General features: G+C 71.0%; 20 protein-coding genes and 1 pseudogene. 16 read left to right on the forward strand and 5 right to left on the reverse strand.

All coding sequences use genetic code 11. The features are described 5' to 3' along the window. A pseudogene (locus tag AB0M52_RS02710) lies at positions 1 to 473 on the forward strand (hypothetical protein); the annotation flags it as partial. 57 nt (positions 474 to 530) lie between these two features. Here the strand turns inward: AB0M52_RS02710 and AB0M52_RS02715 are convergent. After that, a complete protein-coding gene (locus AB0M52_RS02715; protein ID WP_363947950.1) occupies positions 531 to 1,502 on the reverse strand; it encodes a COX15/CtaA family protein in 972 nt (323 codons plus the stop codon). Between the two features lie 143 nt (positions 1,503 to 1,645). On the opposite strand from AB0M52_RS02715, the gene AB0M52_RS02720 reads away from it, so the two are divergent. From AB0M52_RS02720 to AB0M52_RS02775, 12 genes are all read left to right on the forward strand, one after another. Beyond that, positions 1,646 to 2,374, forward strand: coding sequence for an HTH domain-containing protein (locus AB0M52_RS02720; protein WP_363948043.1), 729 nt, complete (start codon positions 1,646 to 1,648; stop codon positions 2,372 to 2,374). Then, positions 2,371 to 3,801, forward strand: a complete 1,431-nt coding sequence (sufB, locus tag AB0M52_RS02725; protein ID WP_363947953.1) for a Fe-S cluster assembly protein SufB — start codon at positions 2,371 to 2,373, stop codon at positions 3,799 to 3,801. Before AB0M52_RS02720 ends, sufB begins: the two co-directional genes overlap by 4 nt. 78 nt (positions 3,802 to 3,879) lie before the next feature. Continuing rightward, positions 3,880 to 5,022, forward strand: coding sequence for a Fe-S cluster assembly protein SufD (gene sufD / locus AB0M52_RS02730; RefSeq protein WP_363947956.1), 1,143 nt, complete (start codon positions 3,880 to 3,882; stop codon positions 5,020 to 5,022). Beyond that, positions 5,022 to 5,348, forward strand: coding sequence for a non-heme iron oxygenase ferredoxin subunit (locus tag AB0M52_RS02735; protein ID WP_363947959.1), 327 nt, complete (start codon positions 5,022 to 5,024; stop codon positions 5,346 to 5,348). The genes sufD and AB0M52_RS02735 overlap by 1 nt, the downstream gene beginning before the upstream one ends. Continuing rightward, complete coding sequence (gene sufC, locus AB0M52_RS02740; RefSeq protein WP_137781468.1) at positions 5,348 to 6,121, forward strand: Fe-S cluster assembly ATPase SufC; 774 nt, start codon at positions 5,348 to 5,350, stop codon at positions 6,119 to 6,121. Before AB0M52_RS02735 ends, sufC begins: the two co-directional genes overlap by 1 nt. A 25-nt stretch (positions 6,122 to 6,146) precedes the next feature. Further along, complete coding sequence (locus tag AB0M52_RS02745) at positions 6,147 to 7,451, forward strand: cysteine desulfurase (protein WP_363947963.1); 1,305 nt, start codon at positions 6,147 to 6,149, stop codon at positions 7,449 to 7,451. A gap of 45 nt (positions 7,452 to 7,496) precedes the next feature. Continuing rightward, positions 7,497 to 7,973, forward strand: coding sequence for a Fe-S cluster assembly sulfur transfer protein SufU (gene sufU / locus AB0M52_RS02750; RefSeq protein ID WP_363947965.1), 477 nt, complete (start codon positions 7,497 to 7,499; stop codon positions 7,971 to 7,973). Next, complete coding sequence (locus AB0M52_RS02755; RefSeq protein WP_363947968.1) at positions 7,970 to 8,404, forward strand: metal-sulfur cluster assembly factor; 435 nt, start codon at positions 7,970 to 7,972, stop codon at positions 8,402 to 8,404. Before sufU ends, AB0M52_RS02755 begins: the two co-directional genes overlap by 4 nt. A 208-nt stretch (positions 8,405 to 8,612) precedes the next feature. Further along, positions 8,613 to 9,488, forward strand: coding sequence for a sulfurtransferase (locus tag AB0M52_RS02760; RefSeq protein WP_363947971.1), 876 nt, complete (start codon positions 8,613 to 8,615; stop codon positions 9,486 to 9,488). Positions 9,489 to 9,754: 266 nt separating this feature from the next. Beyond that, positions 9,755 to 10,381, forward strand: a complete 627-nt coding sequence (locus AB0M52_RS02765; RefSeq protein WP_363947974.1) for a LysE family transporter — start codon at positions 9,755 to 9,757, stop codon at positions 10,379 to 10,381. A gap of 19 nt (positions 10,382 to 10,400) precedes the next feature. After that, positions 10,401 to 11,006: a hypothetical protein gene (locus AB0M52_RS02770; RefSeq protein ID WP_363947976.1), complete on the forward strand. Its 606-nt coding sequence runs from the start codon at positions 10,401 to 10,403 to the stop codon at positions 11,004 to 11,006. A gap of 101 nt (positions 11,007 to 11,107) precedes the next feature. Next, the gene (locus tag AB0M52_RS02775) at positions 11,108 to 11,788 is read left to right on the forward strand and encodes an acVLRF1 family peptidyl-tRNA hydrolase (protein WP_363947979.1); all 681 of its coding nucleotides are present in this window, start codon (positions 11,108 to 11,110) and stop codon (positions 11,786 to 11,788) included. A gap of 17 nt (positions 11,789 to 11,805) precedes the next feature. Here AB0M52_RS02775 and AB0M52_RS02780 read toward each other — a convergent pair whose 3' ends face one another. The 3 genes from AB0M52_RS02780 to AB0M52_RS02790 form a co-directional block, all read right to left on the reverse strand. Next, a complete protein-coding gene (locus AB0M52_RS02780) occupies positions 11,806 to 12,849 on the reverse strand; it encodes a hypothetical protein (protein WP_363947982.1) in 1,044 nt (347 codons plus the stop codon). Positions 12,850 to 12,898: 49 nt separating this feature from the next. Next, on the reverse strand, positions 12,899 to 13,345 hold the full coding sequence (locus tag AB0M52_RS02785) for a hypothetical protein (RefSeq protein WP_363947984.1): 447 nt from the start codon (positions 13,343 to 13,345) through the stop codon (positions 12,899 to 12,901). Positions 13,346 to 13,438: 93 nt separating this feature from the next. Further along, positions 13,439 to 14,590 carry a hypothetical protein gene (locus AB0M52_RS02790; RefSeq protein WP_363947986.1) on the reverse strand — a complete coding sequence of 384 codons (1,152 nt, stop codon included), beginning with the start codon at positions 14,588 to 14,590 and terminating at the stop codon, positions 13,439 to 13,441. Positions 14,591 to 14,762: 172 nt separating this feature from the next. Here AB0M52_RS02790 and AB0M52_RS02795 point away from each other — a divergent pair, with 172 nt between their 5' ends. Continuing rightward, positions 14,763 to 15,320, forward strand: coding sequence for a hypothetical protein (locus AB0M52_RS02795; protein WP_363947988.1), 558 nt, complete (start codon positions 14,763 to 14,765; stop codon positions 15,318 to 15,320). 54 nt (positions 15,321 to 15,374) lie between these two features. On the opposite strand, the gene AB0M52_RS02800 is transcribed toward AB0M52_RS02795, so the two are convergent. After that, on the reverse strand, positions 15,375 to 16,286 hold the full coding sequence (locus AB0M52_RS02800) for a neutral zinc metallopeptidase (RefSeq protein ID WP_363947990.1): 912 nt from the start codon (positions 16,284 to 16,286) through the stop codon (positions 15,375 to 15,377). Between the two features lie 244 nt (positions 16,287 to 16,530). On the opposite strand from AB0M52_RS02800, the gene AB0M52_RS02805 reads away from it, so the two are divergent. Both AB0M52_RS02805 and AB0M52_RS02810 read left to right on the forward strand, forming a co-directional pair. Continuing rightward, positions 16,531 to 18,135, forward strand: coding sequence for an ABC-F family ATP-binding cassette domain-containing protein (locus AB0M52_RS02805; protein WP_363947993.1), 1,605 nt, complete (start codon positions 16,531 to 16,533; stop codon positions 18,133 to 18,135). Between the two features lie 186 nt (positions 18,136 to 18,321). Continuing rightward, positions 18,322 to 18,549 carry a helix-turn-helix domain-containing protein gene (locus AB0M52_RS02810; protein ID WP_007072022.1) on the forward strand — a complete coding sequence of 76 codons (228 nt, stop codon included), beginning with the start codon at positions 18,322 to 18,324 and terminating at the stop codon, positions 18,547 to 18,549. Positions 18,550 to 18,571 lie beyond the last annotated feature (22 nt).

Here is an 18,571-nt window from a genome sequence, read left to right on the forward strand (position 1 = left end):
ACGACCTGGCCGACCCGCTGCACCGGGAACTCGCCCTGGCCCACGTGCACCGGCTCGGTGCCGCCGGCCGGGTGACCATGGTCCAGCCGTACCTGACCGCGGTCGACACCGCTGGCGAGACCGCGCTGCTCTTCCTCGCCGGCCCGGAGGGCCTGGCCTTCAGCCACGCCATCCGCAAGGGGCCGCTGCTGACCGGCCCGGACGAGGGCGTCGAGGGGCTCTACAAGCCCGAGGAGATCACCGCTCGGACGGCCGAGCCGGCAGAACTCGAGGTCGCGGAGAAGACGCTCGTGGCGGTGCCCGGTGGGTCGAGCCGGCTGCTCTACGCCCGGGTGGACCTGATTCCCGGCCCCGACGGCACGCCGGTACTGGTGGAGCTGGAGCTGACCGAGCCCTCGCTGTTCATCGGGTACGCCGACGGCGCCCCCGACCGCCTGGCTGACGCCATCCTCACCCACCTCGCCCGCGCCTGACGGAGCACCGTCCGCGGACACGTCTCCCGCGGACGGCGCTCGGTGCGGCGGGTGGTTTCAGGCGTGGGCCGGGACGGGTTCCTCGGCCGGCGTGGCGGTCTCGGTCGGGGTCGCGTCGACCGGGCGGCGTTCGCGGGTCGCCCAGAGCACCGACAGGGTGGCGAGCCAGACCAGGCAGGAGCCGAGCATGTGGGCGCCCACCAGCAGTACGGGCAGGTTGGTGAAGTACTGCACGAAGCCGACCACGCCCTGGGCCAGCTCGACCAGCAGCAGCGTGCGGGCGGCGCGGACGACGTGGGTCGGCGCGCCGATCGCCCGCAGGGCCAGCCAGAGGCCCACGGTCAGGCCGACGAGCAGGAAGACCAGGTCGGCGTGCACCTGGGAGATCGTCTGGGGGTCGAGGCCGTTGCGGATCGCGTCGGCGTCGCCGGCGTGCGGGCCGCTGCCGGTCACCGCGACCCCGACGATGATCACCGCCGCGCTGGCCATCACGGTGAGCCAGGTCAGGGTCCGCAGCGCGGGTGGCACCAGCGCGATCTTGGGGCCGTCCGGCTCGCGGACCCGGCGCCAGAGGGCGTACGCGACGAGGAGCAGCAGCATCGAGACCACGAAGTGGATGCCCACGATCGAGGGGTGCAACTGGGTGCGCACGGTGATCCCGCCGATCACGGCCTGCGCCACGATGCCGAGGACGACGGCCAGTGCGAGCGGCACCACGCCGCGCCGGCGGGGCCGGTGCAGCAGCGCGGCCAGCAGGGTGGCACCCGCGATCAGCACCAGCACGAAGGTGAGCAGCCGGTTGCCGAACTCGATCACCCCGTGCACGCCCATCTCGGCGGTGGCGGTGTACGACTCGTCGGTGCACCGGGGCCAGGTCGGGCAGCCCAGCCCGGAGGCGGTCAACCGGACCGCCCCGCCGGTGACGACGATCGCCGCGTTCGCGACGATGTTGGCGTACGCGAGGCGGCGTAGCAGAGTGGCGGAGACCGGGAACCGGACAGTTCGCTTCACGGAGCGAATCCTACGCACCGTAGTTGACCCCGATCGGGTGACTCCGCCCGCGCGGTGGTTCGGATCACCGGACCCCGCGTTTGCAGGCCCCTGGCGAATTACGTAACGTGGGCGTTGTGAAAAAGGCGGCGGGGCTTTCCGGGCACCAGCCGGCGGCTGACCTGGCCGCCGGTCGGTCGGTGCCGGCCGCCCAGGCCGCGCCCGTCGCCGACCTGTCGACCCGGGACCGGGTCACCCAGCTGCTGCTGGAGCGGCGTGCCGTCACCGCCGCCCAACTGGGCGACGCGCTGGGGCTCAGCCCGGCGGCGATCCGCCGGCACCTCGACGCGATGCTCGCTGACGGTGACGTGGTCGCCCGCGAGCAGACCGTACGCGGTCACCGGGGGCGGGGCCGCCCGGCCAAGGTGTTCCTGCTGACCGACGCCGCCCGCAGCCGGTGTGGCACGCACCACTACGACAACATGGCCACCGCCGCGCTGCGCTGGATCGCCCGCACCGGTGGCTCGCCGGCGGTGGAGCAGTTCGCCGCCGAGCAGGTGGCCGCCCTGGAGGCCCGCTGCCAGGCCGCGCTGGCCGACGCCGGCGGCGATCCGATGGCCCGCGCGGAGGCACTCGCCGCCGCGCTGACCGCCGAGGGATACGCTGCCAGTGCGTCCACGATCGCTTCCGGCGGCCAGCTCTGCCAGCACCACTGCCCGGTGGCGCACGTGGCCGCCGAGTTCCCCCAGCTGTGCGAGGCCGAGACCACGGTGATCTCCCGCCTGGTCGGTACTCACGTGCAGCGCCTGGCCACCATCGCGCACGGCGACGGGGTGTGCACCACGCACATTCCGGCTCAGCCGCCTGCCCAGTCCGGTAAGACCGTCACCACTGTGAGGACAGATAGATGACCGAGCAGATCGTCCAGCCCCTGACCCAGGAGGAGCAGCTCGCTGCCCTGGGCAACTACGAGTACGGCTGGGCCGACCCGGACGTCGCCGGGGCGGTCGCCCAGCGCGGCCTCAGCGAGGCGGTGGTGCGGGACATCTCGGCCAAGAAGAACGAGCCCGCCTGGATGCTCGACCTGCGGCTGAAGGGTCTGCGGCTGTTCGGGCGCAAGCCGATGCCGGCCTGGGGCGCCGACCTCACCGGGATCGACTTCGACAACATCAAGTACTTCGTGCGCTCCACTGAGAAGCAGGCCGCCAGCTGGGAGGACCTGCCGGAGGACATCAAGAACACCTACGACAGGCTGGGCATCCCGGAGGCGGAGAAGCAGCGCCTCGTCGCCGGTGTCGCCGCCCAGTACGAGTCCGAGGTGGTCTACCACAAGATCCGTGAGGACCTGGAGGAGCAGGGTGTCGTCTTCCTCGACACCGACACCGCCCTCAAGGAGCACGAGGACCTGTTCAAGGAGTACTTCGGCACGGTGATCCCGGTCGGCGACAACAAGTTCGCCGCGCTGAACACCTCCGTGTGGTCCGGTGGCTCGTTCATCTACGTGCCGAAGGGCGTGCACGTGGAGATCCCGCTTCAGGCGTACTTCCGGATCAACACCGAGAACATGGGCCAGTTCGAGCGGACGCTGATCATCGTCGACGAGGGTGCGTACGTGCACTACGTCGAGGGCTGCACCGCGCCCATCTACTCCTCCGACTCGCTGCACAGCGCGGTGGTGGAGATCGTCGTCAAGAAGAACGCCCGGTGCCGCTACACGACCATCCAGAACTGGTCGAACAACGTCTACAACCTGGTCACCAAGCGCGCGGTGTGTCACGAGGGCGCGACCATGGAGTGGATCGACGGCAACATCGGCTCCAAGGTGACCATGAAGTACCCGGCGGTCTACATGACCGGCGAGCACGCCAAGGGCGAGGTGCTCTCGGTGGCCATGGCCGGCGAGGGCCAGCACCAGGACGCCGGCGCCAAGATGGTGCACGCCGCGCCGCACACCAGCAGCACCATCGTGTCGAAGTCGATCGCCCGGGGCGGCGGCCGGACCTCGTACCGGGGCCTGGTGCAGGTGCTGGAGGGCTCGCACAGCAGCAAGAGCACGGTCAAGTGCGACGCGCTGCTGGTCGACACCATCTCCCGCTCCGACACCTACCCCTACGTCGACATCCGTGAGGACGACGTGTCGATGGGGCACGAGGCCACCGTCTCCAAGGTGAGCGAGGACCAGCTCTTCTACCTGATGAGCCGGGGCCTGAGCGAGGACGAGGCGATGGCGATGATCGTGCGTGGCTTCATCGAGCCGATCGCCAAGGAACTGCCGATGGAGTACGCCCTGGAGCTCAACCGCCTGATCGAGCTGCAGATGGAGGGCGCGGTCGGCTGACCCCGCCCGGCGGGCCGGCCCGCGCCGGCCCGCCACCCGAGCACCAGAACGCCGTCGCAAGAACAGACCAAGGACGAGATGACTACCCAGGCTTCCGCGCCGCCCAGCACCAAGTCGCAGGCGCTGCGCTCGTACGACGTCGCCGACTTCCCCGCCCTCACCGGCCTGGAGGAGGAGTGGCGCTTCACCCCGCTCAAGCGGCTGCGCGGGCTGGTCGGTGCCGACCGGACCGCCACCGGCACGGTCCGGCACGAGTACGCCGACCTGCCCGAGGGCGTGACCGTCGAGCGGATCGGCCACGACGACCCGCAGGTCGGTACCGTGCTCACCCCGTTCGACCGGGTCAGCGCGCTGGCCTACGGCGGGGCCGGGCAGGCGCTGCTGGTGCGGGTCGCCCGGGAGGCCGTGCTGGCCGAGCCGGTGACCCTGCGGGTGGTCGGCGAGGGCGCCGACGGTCTGGCCTTCGGGCACACCGTGGTGCAGGTGGAGCGGTTCGCCGAGGCGACGCTGGTGCTGGAGCACGTCGGCTCGGCGACGCTGGCCGACAACGTCGAGGTGTCGGTGGCCGACGGCGCGAAGCTGACCCTGGTCACCGTCGCCGACTGGGCCGACGACGCGGTGCAGGCGCAGCACCTGAAGGTGAAGCTGGGCCGCGACGCGCGGGTGCTGCACGTCCAGGTCACCCTCGGTGGCGACCTGGTCCGGCAGCACACCACCGTCGAGTACACCGACCGGGGCGGTGAGGCCGAGCTGTACGGCGTCTACTTCGCCGACTCCGGCCAGCACCTCGAGCACCGCCAGCTGGTCGACCACACCGTCCCGGACTGCCGCAGCTACGTCGGCTACCGGGGCGCGTTGCAGGGGGAGAGCGCCCACACGGTCTGGGTCGGCGACGTGCTGATCCGCGCCGAGGCGACCGGCACCGACACGTACGAGATCAACCGGAACCTGCTGCTCACCGACGGCGGGCGGGCCGACTCCGTACCCAACCTGGAGATCGAGACCGGCGAGATCGCTGGCGCCGGCCACGCGAGCGCCACCGGCCGCTTCGACGACGAGCAGCTCTTCTACCTGCAGGCCCGCGGCATCCCGGAGGCCGAGGCCCGCCGGCTGGTGGTCCGTGGCTTCTTCGCCGAGCTGCTGAACAAGATCCCGGTCGAGGAGCTGCGCGACCGCCTCGGCGAGGCGATCGAGGCCCGACTCACCAAGGCCGGCGCCTGATGATCCGCATCTGCGCCGTCGAGGACGTGCCGAAGGGCACCGCGATCAGCGCCGACGTCAACGGCACCCAGATCGCGCTCGTGCACGGCGAGGACGAGCAGTTCTACGCCGTACACGACGAGTGCTCGCACGCCGCGGTGGCGCTGTCCGAGGGCGAGGTCGAGGGCTGCACGCTGGAGTGCTGGCTGCACGGTTCCCGATTCGACCTGCGCACCGGTGAGCCGACCGGGCTGCCCGCGACCGAACCCGTACCCGTCTATCCCGTCGAAGTCCGCGACGGCGACATCTACGTCAGTCTGACGCCGAGCAATGGAGTGACCCGATAATGAGCACCCTGGAGATCCGTGACCTGCAGGTGTCGGTCAAGCTGCCCGAGGGTGAGCTCAAGCCGATCCTGGCCGGTGTCGACCTCACCGTGAAGTCCGGGGAGACCCACGCCATCATGGGCCCGAACGGCTCCGGCAAGTCGACCCTGGCGTACTCGATCGCCGGTCACCCGAAGTACGAGATCACCGGCGGTTCGGTGACCCTGGACGGCGTCGACGTGCTGGAGATGTCCGTCGACGAGCGGGCCCGCGCCGGCCTCTTCCTGGCCATGCAGTACCCGGTCGAGGTGCCCGGCGTGTCGGTGGCGAACTTCCTGCGTACCGCCAAGACCGCGATCGACGGCGAGGCGCCGAAGCTGCGCACCTGGGGCGGCGAGCTGCGCGGTGCCATGGAGCGCCTGCACATGGACCCGGCCTTCGCCCAGCGCAACGTCAACGAGGGCTTCTCCGGCGGTGAGAAGAAGCGGCACGAGATCGTGCAGCTGGAGCTGCTCAAGCCGAAGATGGCCATCCTCGACGAGACCGACTCGGGCCTCGACGTGGACGCGTTGCGCGTGGTGAGCGAGGGCGTGAACCGGGTGCGCGACACCGGCGACACCGGTCTGCTGCTGATCACCCACTACACCCGGATCCTGCGCTACATCAAGCCGGACTTCGTGCACGTCTTCGTCGCTGGCCGGATCGTCGAGCAGGGCGGCCCGGAGCTGGCCGACAAGCTCGAGGAAGAGGGCTACGAGCGGTACGTGGCCGGGGCCGGTTCGGCGCGGGCCTGATCCGAAGGAAGGGCCGGTCACGACGATGACCACCATCGCGATCCCACCGGGGATGCCGCAGTACGACGACGTGCCCCGCTACGACGTGGCGGCGGTGCGCGCCGACTTCCCGATCCTCGGTCGGGAGGTCAACGGGCATCCGCTGGTCTACCTCGACAGCGCGAACACCTCGCACAAGCCGCGTCAGGTGTTGGACGTGCTGCGCGAGCACTACGAGCGGCACAACGCCAACGTGTCCCGGTCGGTGCACACGCTGGGCACCGAGGCCACCGAGGCGTACGAGGGGGCCCGGGCGAAGGTCGCCGCGTTCGTCAACGCGCCGAGCGTCGACGAGGTGGTGTTCACCAAGAACTCCACCGAGGCGATCAACATCGTGGCGTACGCCTTCTCCAACGCCTCGCTGCGACCCGACGCCGACCCCCGGTTCCGGCTCGGCCCCGGCGACGAGGTGGTGATCTCCGAGATGGAGCACCACTCGAACATCGTCCCGTGGCAGTTGCTCTGCGAGCGCACTGGCGCGACGCTGCGCTGGTTCCCGGTCACCGACCACGGCCGGCTGGACGAGTCGGGCCTGACCGACCTGGTGAACGAGCGGACGAAGATCGTCTCGCTGGTGCACATGTCCAACATCCTCGGCACGGTCAACGCCACCGCGCGGATCACCGCGCGGGTCCGCGAGGTGGGGGCGCTGCTGCTGCTCGACTGCTCGCAGTCGGTGCCGCACCTGCCGATCGACGTGGTCGACCTGGACGCGGACTTCATCGTGTTCACCGGGCACAAGATGTGCGGCCCGACCGGCATCGGGGTGCTCTGGGGGCGCGCGGAGCTGCTGGCGGCGATGCCGCCGGTGTTCGGCGGCGGCTCGATGATCGAGACGGTGGCGATGGGCGGCTCGACGTACGCGCCGCCGCCGGCCCGCTTCGAGGCGGGCACCCCGCCGATCGCCGAGGCGGTCGCGCTCGGCGCCGCGGTGGACTACCTCACCGGCATCGGCATGCGGGCGATCCAGTGGCACGAGAAGCAGTTGACCGCGTACGCGCTGGATGCCCTGGCCACCGTGCCGGGCCTGCGGATCTTCGGCCCGGAGGTGCCGGTCGGCCGGGGCGGCACCATCTCCTTCGCCTTGGGCGATGTGCACCCGCACGACGTCGGGCAGGTGCTCGACTCGCTCGGTGTGCAGGTGCGGGTGGGCCACCACTGCGCCCGGCCGGTGTGCTCCCGGTTCGGGGTGCCGGCGATGACCCGGGCCTCGTTCTACCTCTACACCACCACCGAGGAAGTCGACGCCCTGGTGGCGGGGCTGGAGCAGGTGCGGAAGGTGTTCCGATGAGCCGGGCGACGCGGGAGCCCGGCGAATCGACGGGAGGACGGCCTGATGCAGCTTGAGTCTCTTTACCAGGAGATCATCCTGGACCACTACAAGCATCCGCACGGCCGTGGGCTGCGCGACGCCGCCGACCCGGCGGACCAGGTCGGCGAGGCGCACCACGTCAACCCGACCTGTGGTGACGAGGTGACCATCCGGGTGGCCACCGACGGCGACGTGCTGCACGACGTGTCGTACGACGGTGTGGGCTGCTCGATCAGCCAGGCGTCGGCGAGCGTGCTGCACGAACTGCTGGTCGGCCGGGGCGCGGTCGCGGCGTTCGAGGTGCATGAGGCGTTCGTGGCGCTGATGTCCGGTCGTGGCCAGGTCACGCCGGACGAGGACGTGCTCGGTGACGGGGTGGCGTTCGAGGGAGTCGCCCGCTATCCCGCCCGGGTCAAGTGCGCGCTGTTGCCGTGGATGGCGTTCAAGGACGCCGCGGCACGCGCCGGTGTGGGCGCGAGCCCGACGGAGGTGAAGGCATGAGCGAGGAAACCACCACGCCGGAGACCGGGGCCGTGGCCACCGACGGTTCGGCGACCCCGCCGGCCGCCGGCACGTCGGCATCCGCCGGGGCCGAGTCGGCCGGTACGAAGGCAGTCGTCGCCGACATCGAGGAGGCGATGAAGGACGTCGTCGACCCGGAGTTGGGCATCAACGTGGTCGACCTCGGCCTGGTGTACGGCGTGCACGTCGACGACCAGAACGTGGCCACCCTGGACATGACGCTGACCTCGGCGGCGTGTCCGCTGACCGACGTGATCGAGGACCAGGCCCGCCAGGCGCTGACCACCGGGCCGGGCGGCGGGCTGGTCTCGGACATCCGGATCAACTGGGTCTGGCTGCCGCCGTGGGGGCCCGACAAGATCACTGACGAGGGCCGGGACCAGCTGCGCTCCCTCGGCTTCAACGTCTGACCCGGCGTTCGCCGGCCGTCGAGCGCGTCAACCCGTCCGGGTGGCGCGCTCGACGCGGTTTCACTCCCGTTGCCCAGCGGCAGGGCACGGGGTGCTGTCGGGTGAGTTGCGCCACCCGGAGGAATATCTGCTGGCGGGCCGGACTTGGCCAGCTACGTGATCCCGTCTAATCCGATAGGGATTAGCGACGATGGCGCCAGGAGGACTCATGCCGAGCACAGCCGACCTGCCCACCCCACTCGTGTCCACCGAGTGGCTCGCCCAGCACGTCGACGACCCAAACCTGCGGATCCTCGACGCGACGGTGCACCTGGCCGCGCCGACCGAGGCGGGCGGGGAGTGGAGCCAGACGTCCGGCCGACCCGACTACCTGGCCGCCCACATCCCCGGAGCGGCGTTCGCCGACATCATCGACGACCTCTCCGAGCCGGACGGCGGCTGGTTCACCAAGCCGTCGCCGGAGCGGTTCGCCGCTGCGGCCGGCCGGCTGGGCATCGGCCCCGACACCGCCGTCGTGGTGTACGCGGCCAACGTGTTCTGGGCCACCCGGGTGTGGTGGCTGCTGCTCGCCAACGGTTTCGACAACGTGGCGGTGCTCGACGGCGGGTTCGGCAAGTGGACCGCCGAGGGCCGGCCGACCCGGTCCGGGGCGGAGAGCTACCCGCCCGCGGAGTTCGTCGGCACCCCCCGCCCGGCGCTCTTCGCCGATCTCGACGAGGTCAGGCAGGTGGTGGAGAGCGGCAGTGGCGCCTGCCTGATCAACTCGCTGTCGCCGGAGGACCACCACGCCACCGAGACGATCAGCTACCCGCGGCCGGGTCGGATCCCGGGCAGCCGCAACGTCTTCGTCGCCGCCCTGCTGGATCCGACCGACGGAACCTTCCGGTCGGTGCCGGAGCTGCGTGAGATCTTCAAGGACGTGCAGGCTCAGCCGGGACGGAAGGTCACCTACTGCGGCGGCGGGATCGCCGCCACCGGGGACGCCCTGGCCCTGCGCCTGATCGGCGAGACCGACGTGGCGGTCTACGACGGCTCGCTGCGGGAGTGGACCAGCGACCCGACGCTGCCGCTAGAGGTGGGCTGAGCGGCCGAGCCTGGCCGCCTCGTCGACGGTCGGTACCTGCTGCACTGGGTACATCTGTTGTCGCTTAGCGACAACAGATGTACCCAGTGGCCGCGAACGTGCCGCCGGTGGCAACCGGAAATGGCGTGGCGTGGGTGGCGTCGCCGGCGCAGGATGGTGCGCGTGAGCGAGCCGTACCCGATGATGCCGTCCCCCGTCGCCGTGGCCACTGCCGCGGGCCGACAGCGGACCGCGCCGGGTCCGGCCTCGTCGCGCCGCGCACCGTCGTGACCGCGGCGTTCCTTGCCGGCCTGGTCGCCGGTTACGGCGTCGCCATCCCGGTCGGCGCGATCGCGGTGCTCATTCTCGGGCTCACCGCACGTACCTCGTTCCGGGTCGGCGCCTCCGCCGCGCTCGGAGTGGCCACCGCCGACGGGATCTACGCCGGTGTCGCGGCGCTCGGCGGCGCGGTGGTGGCGGGCTGGCTCGCCCCGGTCGCCGGGCCGATGCGGCTGGTCGCCGCCGCGGTGCTGCTCGCCCTCGCCGGGTACGGGGCGTGGCGCGCCCTGCGCGTCGCGGCCCCGGCCGGCCCGGCGGGCGCGCGGCGTGGGTTGGACACCCCGGCCCGCGCGTTCGCCGGGATCCTCGCGCTGACCATGCTCAACCCGGCCACCGTCGTCTACTTCACGGCACTGGTGCTGGGCCGCGGAGACCCGGGCGGGTCCGAGATCGGCGCCGCCGTGCTCTTCACCCTCGGCGTGTTCCTCGCCTCGGCCAGTTGGCAGTTGCTGGTCGCCACGGGCGGCACCCTGATCGGTCGGGTGCTCACCAGCGACCGCGGCCGTCTGGTCACCGCGCTGCTGTCGAGCGCCATCATCGCGGCGCTCGCCGTGGGCATGCTCCTCAATGAATGATCGCCCCTCGCCATCCACCATGGACAGCAGTATCACGCGCGCCAGCAGCGGCAGGTGGTGTCACTGCCCGCCCCGGACGGCACCTTCCAGCGCTTCGAGCACGCACACGGTCACCGCGACGGTCGGTGGGTACTACACCGGCAGCACCAGCGCCACGGTGACGGTGGCCGTCTCCGACGGTGGGTTCCTCACCGGTGACGGTCACGCCGTCGTCAGCCGCTCGGCGGGGGCGTACCCGGCCGACCCGGCGTCGAAGGTCGAGGTGGAGTTGACCGCCAAGCCGGCCACGGTTAAGAAGGCCGCGTCCGGCGAGGCGGAGATCGAGTTCCGTTCCGGTGGCAAGACCTACAAGGTCAAGGCATCCACCGTCGACGGCCTCGGCGTGACCTCGGCGGGTAAGGCCGCCGAGGTGCGCTACCGGGCCAGCCTGTACGACAGCAAGGGCGAGGTCCTGGTCAGCGGTCTGACGCTGGCGGTGATGGTGACCGACGGGGGTTCCCCCGGCCGAAACGACACGGTCGGCGTCACCCTGTGGCAGGGCGGCGTCCTGCTCTTCTCGTCCGACTGGACGGGGGCGGGCACCGGCGAGGTCAAGCTGACCGGCGGCAACCTCACCGTGCACTGAACCGACGGAGTGACAGCGCGGGAGGACGCCGGCAGCGGTGTCCTCCCGCGTACCCGTTTCCCGCCGCGCGGTGGCGATCTCCCGTGCCGTACGGTCGGGGCATGAGCAGCCGACCCGCCGCCGGGGGCGGCCGGTGGGTCGAGGTCGACCCGGCCCGCGTCGCCCGCTGGGTCGCCGGCTTCGCCGACCGGCACGGCCCGCCCACCACCGCCGCCCAGGAGTACGGACTGCTGCTGACCGCCCCGGACGGGGCCACCGCCGAGCTGCACACCCCACCGGGCGCGCCGGCCACCACGGATCTGGAGACCTTCGTGGCCGCCGCGACGGCGCCGCGCCGGATCGGCCTGCTGCTGGCCCGCAAGGGCGCGGTGGCGGTCGGCGTCGCAGAGGGCGAACAGCTGTCGGTGCACAAGGTGGACACCCGCTACGTGCAGGGCCGTACCGCCGCGGGTGGTTGGTCTCAGCAGCGCTTCGCCCGCCGCCGCGACAACCAGGCGAAGGCGGCGCTGGCCGACGCGGTCGACCTCGCGGCCCGGCTGCTGTTGCCGGTGGCCGACCGGCTGGACGCGGTGGTCGCCGGCGGGGATCGGCGGGCCGTGGACACGGTGCTGGCCGACCGCCGCCTCGCCCCGCTCGCGGCGCTGCGCGCCGAGCGGCTGCTCGACGTGCCCGAGCCCCGGCACGCGGTGCTGGTGGCCGCCGTCGCCGCCGCCCGGTCGGTCCGCATCCTGATCCGGGAGCCGCAGAGCGACGCCGGCGGGCAAAGCAGAGCAGAACCCTGACGCCCGAGCCGCAGACGCTAGCGGCTCGGGCGTAGCGAGCCGTCGGTGATCTCGGACGGCCGCGCGGTGCTCACGGACGGTGTGGCGACCGCGAGCGGGCCGGCCTTGTTGTTCATGATCGAGGCGGCTCGGGAGTCGGCGATGGTCTGACAGATGTTGTTGAAGGCGTCCTGGACCTTGCGCTCCTCTTCGAACACGTCGCCGCTGAGTTTGCTCAACGCGTCGCTGACGTTGACCGCCACCTCCTGGGCGGTTGGCGCGCTCAGCTCGTTGGTCTTGGGCGGATCCGGCACCAGGCCCTGGGCCAGGGTGCTGCCCATGATGAGGACGGCTCCGGCGACGGCCACTCCGCCGGTGGCAATGGTGAGCCCGGTGCCGACGGCGATCCCGATCAGGGTCCCCCAGGTGTAGCTCTTGGGATCCTTGCTGTTGTTCAGCTCCCGGACCGCTTCGATGGACTGGTCGAGCAGGTTCACGACCGCCTTGCGGTACCGGATGTACATGATCTTGCTGCACTCGAGCTGTTCGCGGACGACCTTGGCCACCGCCGCCTGGTTGACCGAGACGTTCTGCAACGGGGTCAGGAAGTTGTCGATGAAGTTGACCTGCATGTCACCCTGCCAGTGGTTCATGTCCGCCCGGACGTCGTTGATCCGGGAGAGGGCGGGGCTGGCCGGGGTGAAGTTTCCCGCGTTGTCCTGGCTGCCGTGGAACGAACTCTCGATGGTCCGCAGGCCGTCGATCATCGGATTGATGGCGTCCGGATCCGGCAGGAGGTGCCTTTCGAACGCGGGCACCACCCACTCGTAGTAGTCGTTGTGGACGGTCTGGCGGTACGCCTCGATCTCCTCCGGGGGGATCGGGGACATCGGACTCGGCGCGCTCGTGTTGCCGGTCCGATGGGCCCGCTCCCACTGCACGTCGACGGCCTTGCGCCAGGACTCGATGTCGTCGAGCGTCTGCCGGATCAGTTCCCGTTTCAGCTCGGCGGCTTTGGTCCGTACCGTGTTTTCGTAGGCGCTGCCGGCAAGGTCGGACGGGGTGGTCACGGACTCGGTCATCAGCGGGGTGTCCTTCTGCCTGACGGGTAGGGGTCGGTGAGGCTGTCGGTCAGGGCAGCGGTGGTGGGGTGCCGGGGTGGTCGTCGGCGCCCGCGGCCGGCGGGTTCGACGCCGGATCGTTCGGGTTGTGGTTCCTCGGGTCGTCCAGGTAGAGCTGCAGGGCGTCGGAGTTGACCAGATCCGTGTCGAGGTACGCCTGACTCGCCTGCCGGATGCCCTCCGCGCCGACCAGCACCGTGTCGCCGATCTGCGTGTACATGCGCTGCAGTTCGTTGCGCAGCTGGGCCCAGGCGGCCCCTACCGGGCTCGACAACACGGTCGAGCCCGGATAGACCGGGGTGCTGTCCCGGAACGCGTCGGCGTCGCTCGACGAACCCGAACCGCGTGCGCCCGCGACCACCCGGGCGGCGTCGTAGTAGACGTCGGCGATCCGGGGGAGGTGCACCTCGGAAACCCGCCAGAGGCGGTAGAGGTCGCCACCAACAATCTCAGCCATCATCGGTCCCCGTGTCTCTGGATATCTGATCTCCGCCGGCCGGGACCGGCGGAGGTGGAGGTCAGGTCGGCATCCGTCCGGCGTGCGACGCGGTCAGGGCCGACGGCGACGGGCCACCGCCCAGCCGACCGTCAGCAGGACGATCACGCCGGCTCCGGCGGCCAGGAGCCACCAGCGGGTGCCGCCGGCGGCCGGTTCGTCCGGCGACCCGCCCCCGTCGCGCACCGCGTACAGCCGGTGCTCGCTCGTGGCCAGCAGGTAGACCGTGCCCGAGCCGTTCACCGCCAGCTGTGGAACCAGCGTGCCGACCGTCTGCGGATCGAGCGTGGCGACGGTCCGTACCACCTCGTCCGGCCCCAACCGGAGGAGCTTGCGCTCGCCCTGGTCGTAGAGGTAGATGCCCTGAGTGCCGGCGGCGACCGCGGCGACGTTGTTCAACGGTGGCTGGGCCGGTGGCCAGGACTCCGAGGTGGATAGTGTCCACGGTCCGTCCCCGACGTCCCCCTCGCCCGGCCTGGTGACGGTGGCGATCTCACCGGCGCGGAGGCGATGCAGCACCAGGCCGTCCGCGAGCCAGACGTCCCCGTCGGGCGCGACTGAGATGCCGTTCACGGCCGGTACCGGCACCTCCGTGGCCGGGCCGCCCGCCGCGGTGAACTGGCTCGCGCCGTTGCCCGCGACAGTGGTGATGGTGCCGGACGGCGTGACGGCGCGCACCCGCCGACTGGTCAGGTCGCCGAGGTAGAGCGTGCGGTCGGCGGCCACGGCCAGACCGCCGGGCTGGCCGATCGCCGCGGCCGTCGCCGGACCGCCCTCGCCGGCCGAGCCGGGCAAGCCGGTGCCAGCCATCACCGAGATCGTGCCGTCCGGGGCGAGCGCGAAGACCCGGAGCAGAGCGACGTCCGCCAGGTAGAGCGTCCCGTCCGGACCGAGCGCCAGGCTGGTGGGGCTGCCCAGATCGACCTCGGTTCCCGGCGCGCCCTCCGGAATCTGGGTGCCGGGGCTGCCGGGCCGGCCGGTGCCGGCCACCGTGGTGATCGTGCCGGCGGGGGACACCGCCCGGACGGTGTGGTTGCCGGTGTCGCTGATGTAGACGGTGCCGTCCGGCGCCACCGCGACCCCGGAGGGCGTGTTCAACCCGGCGGACGCCGCCGGACCCCCGTCGCCGGAGTTGCCGGCGGTACCCATGCCGGCGACCAGCACGGGCCGCTCGGCGTTCGCCGCATTGTTCTGGGGAAGGACCAAGGCCGTGGTGCTCGCGACAATGGCCGCCAGCGTGGTACCGATTCCCCGGGTTGTGAACACCCGACGTGTCTACCACAAGATCTTGTATCTCAAGTGCCGCAGATCCGGGCGGTCGCGCGCTCGCTCCGCGTGGTGCACTCTGCCCGGGAGCGCTTCGAAACTAAGGAGGATCATGTCCTTTGGCAGCCATCAGTGGGTGGCGACGGCCCTCTCGCCCGATCGCAACGTCAAGGCCCGGGTGTCGACTGACGGCCAGGTGGAGTTAACTTTCCAACCCGGAACCTTCGAGACATACAACGAGAACCAACTCAGCTATCAGCTGTCCCGGTTGGGCATGATGACGTGGGTTTCCGTGCAACGGGCGCGTACCGAGGCCTACCGCGTCGCGCAGGGAATGACCCAGCAGGAGGTCGTCCAGGCGGAACAGTCCGCGCCGCTGGATCCCCGGCGGGAGAAGTACAGCGAGGACCTGGCCAGGGTCGAGGGGGAGGGGATCTCGGCATCGGGCGCCGTCCGGATCCGGACCACCGGCATGGCCGGCTGGTCGGTCGATCTGGAGAGCGGATGTCTGCGTCGGTTCGGCGAGGGAGGCTTTCTCGCCGAGGCGCAGTCGGCGGTGCAGGCCCTGCTCGCCGATCGGGAACAGAAGATCGTCCTCATCAAGGCCAAGTACTTCGATCTCGGCATCCCCCGGCGGTGGCGGGAACTGGCCAGCCAGCTCCCGCAGTGACCGCTCGGGCCGGAGGCAGGTGCGGGGCCGGAACCAGCGATGGTTCCGGCCCCGTCACTGTCCGCTGCGGAAGGTGTCGCAGGAGGCCGGGTCGCCGGTCTCGTAGCCCCGGCTGAACCACCGCTTGCGGTCGGCGGACGAACCGTGGGTGAACTCGTTCGGGTTGACCGGGCGATTCGCCCGCTTCGAGATCGCGTCGTCGCCGATCTTCTCCGCGGTGTCGATGGCCTGGGCGATGTCCCGCTCGGTGATGCTCTTGAAGATCTTCTGGCCGCTGCCGTCGGCGGTGCCGGTGGCGTTGCGCGCCCAGGCGCCCGCGTAGCAGTCGGCCTGTAGCTCCAGCAGTACCGACAGCCGGTTGGCGTTGCCCGGGTCGCGCTGCTGCGCGCGGCGGACCTGTTCGTTGGTGCCGAGCAGGTTCTGCACGTGGTGGCCGTACTCGTGGGCCAGCACGTACGGCTGGGCGAACTCGCCGGCGGCGCCGAGCTGCTCGGCGAGCACCCGGTAGAACGAAAGATCGATGTAGACCAGCGAGTCCGCCGGGCAGTAGAACGGGCCGACACCGGAGTCGGCCGGGCCGCAGGCGGTGTTCACGGCCTGGCTGAAGAAGACGGTACGGGTCGGGCGGTACTGCTCGCCGAGCGCCTGCGGCAGGGCGGTGCGCCAGTACGCCTGGATCGAGTTGACGTAGAGGGTGTTGCGGCAGTCGAGCTGGTCCAGGGCGTCCTCGGCCGCGCACCGCTGCTCCAGCGAGGCATTGTCGCCCTGTGGTTCGTCGCCACCGGTCATGACGTTCAGGCCGAGGCCCCCGCCGACGAGGGCGACCAGCACGGCGATGACGATCCCGACGATGCCGCCGCGCCCGCCGCCGATCGGGATGGGGATGCCCAGCCCGCCGCCTCCGCCGGTTCCTCGCCGGTCGTCCACCTGGCTGGTGTCGATCCGCGCGTTCTCGTTCAGCTCCATGATGACCCCGATCAGTCGATGATCAGTGTGGTGGTCGCGGTGCCGGGTAGCGGTCCGGACGGCGAGACGGTACCCGACGATCTTGGTCGGTAATCCGCGATGGCCGCCAGTCGCGGCCCGCTACAATTGACCCGTGCTGCTCTGCGAAGGCTGAACGCCCCGCGCCGACGGGTCCACCGGGACTCGCCGGCGCTTTCGTGTGCCCTGAGTCAGCCCTCCGGATCCCGAGAGCGAGTACCCCGACATGATCACTGCCAGCGGCCTGGAACTGCGCGCCGGCGCCCGGATCCTGCTGTCCGACACGACCCTGCGGGTGCAGCCGGGCGACCGGATCGGCCTGGTCGGCCGCAACGGCGCCGGCAAGACCACCACCCTCAAGGTGCTCGCCGGCGAGGGTCAGCCGTACGCCGGGCAGGTCGACCGGCGCAGCACCGTCGGCTATCTGCCGCAGGACCCGCGTACCGGCGATCTGGAAGTCACCGGCCGGGACCGGGTGCTCTCCGCCCGCGGCCTGGACCTGCTGATGGCCCAGATGAAGGAGCTGGAGGCACAGCTCGCCGATGGCGGCGACGAGCGGCTGGTCCGCCGCTACGGCGCGCTGGAGGACCAGTTCGCCGCCCTCGGCGGGTACGCGGCCGAGGCCGAGGCGGCCCGGATCTGCGCCAACCTCGGGCTGCCCGACCGGGCCCTCGCGCAGACCATCGGCACCCTCTCCGGCGGCCAGCGCCGCCGCATCGAGCTGGCCCGCATCCTGTTCCGCGACGCCGCTGACGACGGTGGCGGCATCCTGCTGCTGGACGAGCCGACCAACCACCTCGACGCCGACTCGATCACCTGGTTGCGCGGCTTCCTCGCCAACCACAAGGGCGGGCTGATCGTGATCTCGCACGACGGTGACCTGCTGGAGTCGGTGGTCAACAAGGTCTGGTTCCTGGACGCCACCCGGTCCGTGGTCGACGTCTACAACCTGGGTTGGAAGGCGTACCTGGAGGCGCGGGAGACCGACGAGCGGCGCCGGCGCCGGGAGCGGGCCAACGCCGAGAAGAAGGCCGGCGCGCTGATGGCGCAGGCGGACAAGATGCGGGCCAAGGCCACCAAGACCGTCGCCGCGCAGAACATGGCCCGCCGGGCCGAGCGGCTGATGTCCGGCCTGGAGGAGGTACGCGTCTCGGACAAGGTGGCGAAGGTGCGGTTCCCCGCCCCGGCCCCGTGCGGGCGTACCCCGCTGACCGCGACCGGCCTGTCCAAGTCGTACGGCTCGTTGGAGATCTTCACCGACGTTGACGTGGCGGTGGACCGGGGCTCCCGGGTGGCCATCCTCGGGCTCAACGGTGCCGGCAAGACCACCCTGCTTCGGATGCTCGGCGGCCTGCTGAAGCCGGACACCGGCGAGGTCCTCCCCGGTCATGGGCTGCGGCTGGGCTACTACGCCCAGGAGCACGAGACGCTGGACGTGGAGCGGACCGTGCTGGAGAACATGCGGGCCGCCTCGATCGAGCAGACCGACACCGAGCTGCGCAAGATCCTCGGGGCATTCCTCTTCTCCGGCGAGGACGTCGACAAGCCCGCCGGGGTGCTCTCCGGCGGCGAGAAGACCCGGCTGGCCCTGGCCACGCTGGTCTGCTCCGGCGCCAACGTGCTGCTGCTGGACGAGCCGACCAACAACCTGGATCCGGTCAGTCGGGAGCAGGTGCTGGATGCCATCGCCCGCTACCCGGGGGCGATCGTGCTGGTCACCCACGACCCGGGTGCGGTCCTCGCGCTCAAGCCCGACCGCGCCATCCTGCTGCCCGACGGTGACGAGGACGCCTGGAGCGACGACCTGCTCGAACTGGTCGAGCTGGCCTGAGGCGGGCCGCTGTCGGTAGCGGAGAGCGATCAGATCGCGACGGGTCGCCAGCGTCACCTATCGGGAAGCTGACATTGCATAGCGTGTCGGTTGGCGAATAGTTGATATCTGGCGCATGATCGTTCGAGGCGGTCTAATAGGTGGGACCGTATCCGAACCGCACAGTCTGGGACGTGAGGACACAGCATGGCAGCCACTGGCACAGCCACCAGCACTGAGAAGGGTCGCCGGATCGTCGGAGCCGAGCGTCAGACGCTCGCCAAGGACCTCGTCAAGCGGTACACCGGGGGAGAAAGCATCCGTGCGCTCGCGGCCTCGACCGGCCGATCCTACGGGTTCATCCACCGGGTGCTCACCGAGTCCGGGGTGCAGCTGCGGCAGCGCGGCGGGGCCCGGCGTCGCAAGAAGGCGTGACCCGCCCGTCAGCGTTGTCGAC

This window comes from Micromonospora sp. NPDC051296, from assembly GCF_040682255.1.
Lineage (GTDB): Bacteria > Actinomycetota > Actinomycetes > Mycobacteriales > Micromonosporaceae > Micromonospora > Micromonospora craterilacus.

Excerpts from the sequence above, each read along its gene's own strand:
- sufB (WP_363947953.1), top strand. The coding sequence starts at position 2,371 with ATGACCGAGCAGATCGTCCAGCCCCTGACCCAGGAGGAGCAGCTCGCT.
- sufD (WP_363947956.1), top strand. The coding sequence starts at position 3,880 with ATGACTACCCAGGCTTCCGCGCCGCCCAGCACCAAGTCGCAGGCGCTG.
- AB0M52_RS02735 (WP_363947959.1), top strand. The coding sequence starts at position 5,022 with ATGATCCGCATCTGCGCCGTCGAGGACGTGCCGAAGGGCACCGCGATC.
- sufC (WP_137781468.1), top strand. The coding sequence starts at position 5,348 with ATGAGCACCCTGGAGATCCGTGACCTGCAGGTGTCGGTCAAGCTGCCC.
- AB0M52_RS02745 (WP_363947963.1), top strand. The coding sequence starts at position 6,147 with ATGACCACCATCGCGATCCCACCGGGGATGCCGCAGTACGACGACGTG.
- sufU (WP_363947965.1), top strand. The coding sequence starts at position 7,497 with ATGCAGCTTGAGTCTCTTTACCAGGAGATCATCCTGGACCACTACAAG.
- AB0M52_RS02755 (WP_363947968.1), top strand. The coding sequence starts at position 7,970 with ATGAGCGAGGAAACCACCACGCCGGAGACCGGGGCCGTGGCCACCGAC.
- AB0M52_RS02760 (WP_363947971.1), top strand. The coding sequence starts at position 8,613 with ATGCCGAGCACAGCCGACCTGCCCACCCCACTCGTGTCCACCGAGTGG.
- AB0M52_RS02770 (WP_363947976.1), top strand. The coding sequence starts at position 10,401 with ATGGACAGCAGTATCACGCGCGCCAGCAGCGGCAGGTGGTGTCACTGC.
- AB0M52_RS02775 (WP_363947979.1), top strand. The coding sequence starts at position 11,108 with ATGAGCAGCCGACCCGCCGCCGGGGGCGGCCGGTGGGTCGAGGTCGAC.
- AB0M52_RS02780 (WP_363947982.1), bottom strand. The coding sequence starts at position 12,849 with ATGACCGAGTCCGTGACCACCCCGTCCGACCTTGCCGGCAGCGCCTAC.
- AB0M52_RS02785 (WP_363947984.1), bottom strand. The coding sequence starts at position 13,345 with ATGGCTGAGATTGTTGGTGGCGACCTCTACCGCCTCTGGCGGGTTTCC.
- AB0M52_RS02795 (WP_363947988.1), top strand. The coding sequence starts at position 14,763 with ATGTCCTTTGGCAGCCATCAGTGGGTGGCGACGGCCCTCTCGCCCGAT.
- AB0M52_RS02800 (WP_363947990.1), bottom strand. The coding sequence starts at position 16,286 with ATGGAGCTGAACGAGAACGCGCGGATCGACACCAGCCAGGTGGACGAC.
- AB0M52_RS02805 (WP_363947993.1), top strand. The coding sequence starts at position 16,531 with ATGATCACTGCCAGCGGCCTGGAACTGCGCGCCGGCGCCCGGATCCTG.
- AB0M52_RS02810 (WP_007072022.1), top strand. The coding sequence starts at position 18,322 with ATGGCAGCCACTGGCACAGCCACCAGCACTGAGAAGGGTCGCCGGATC.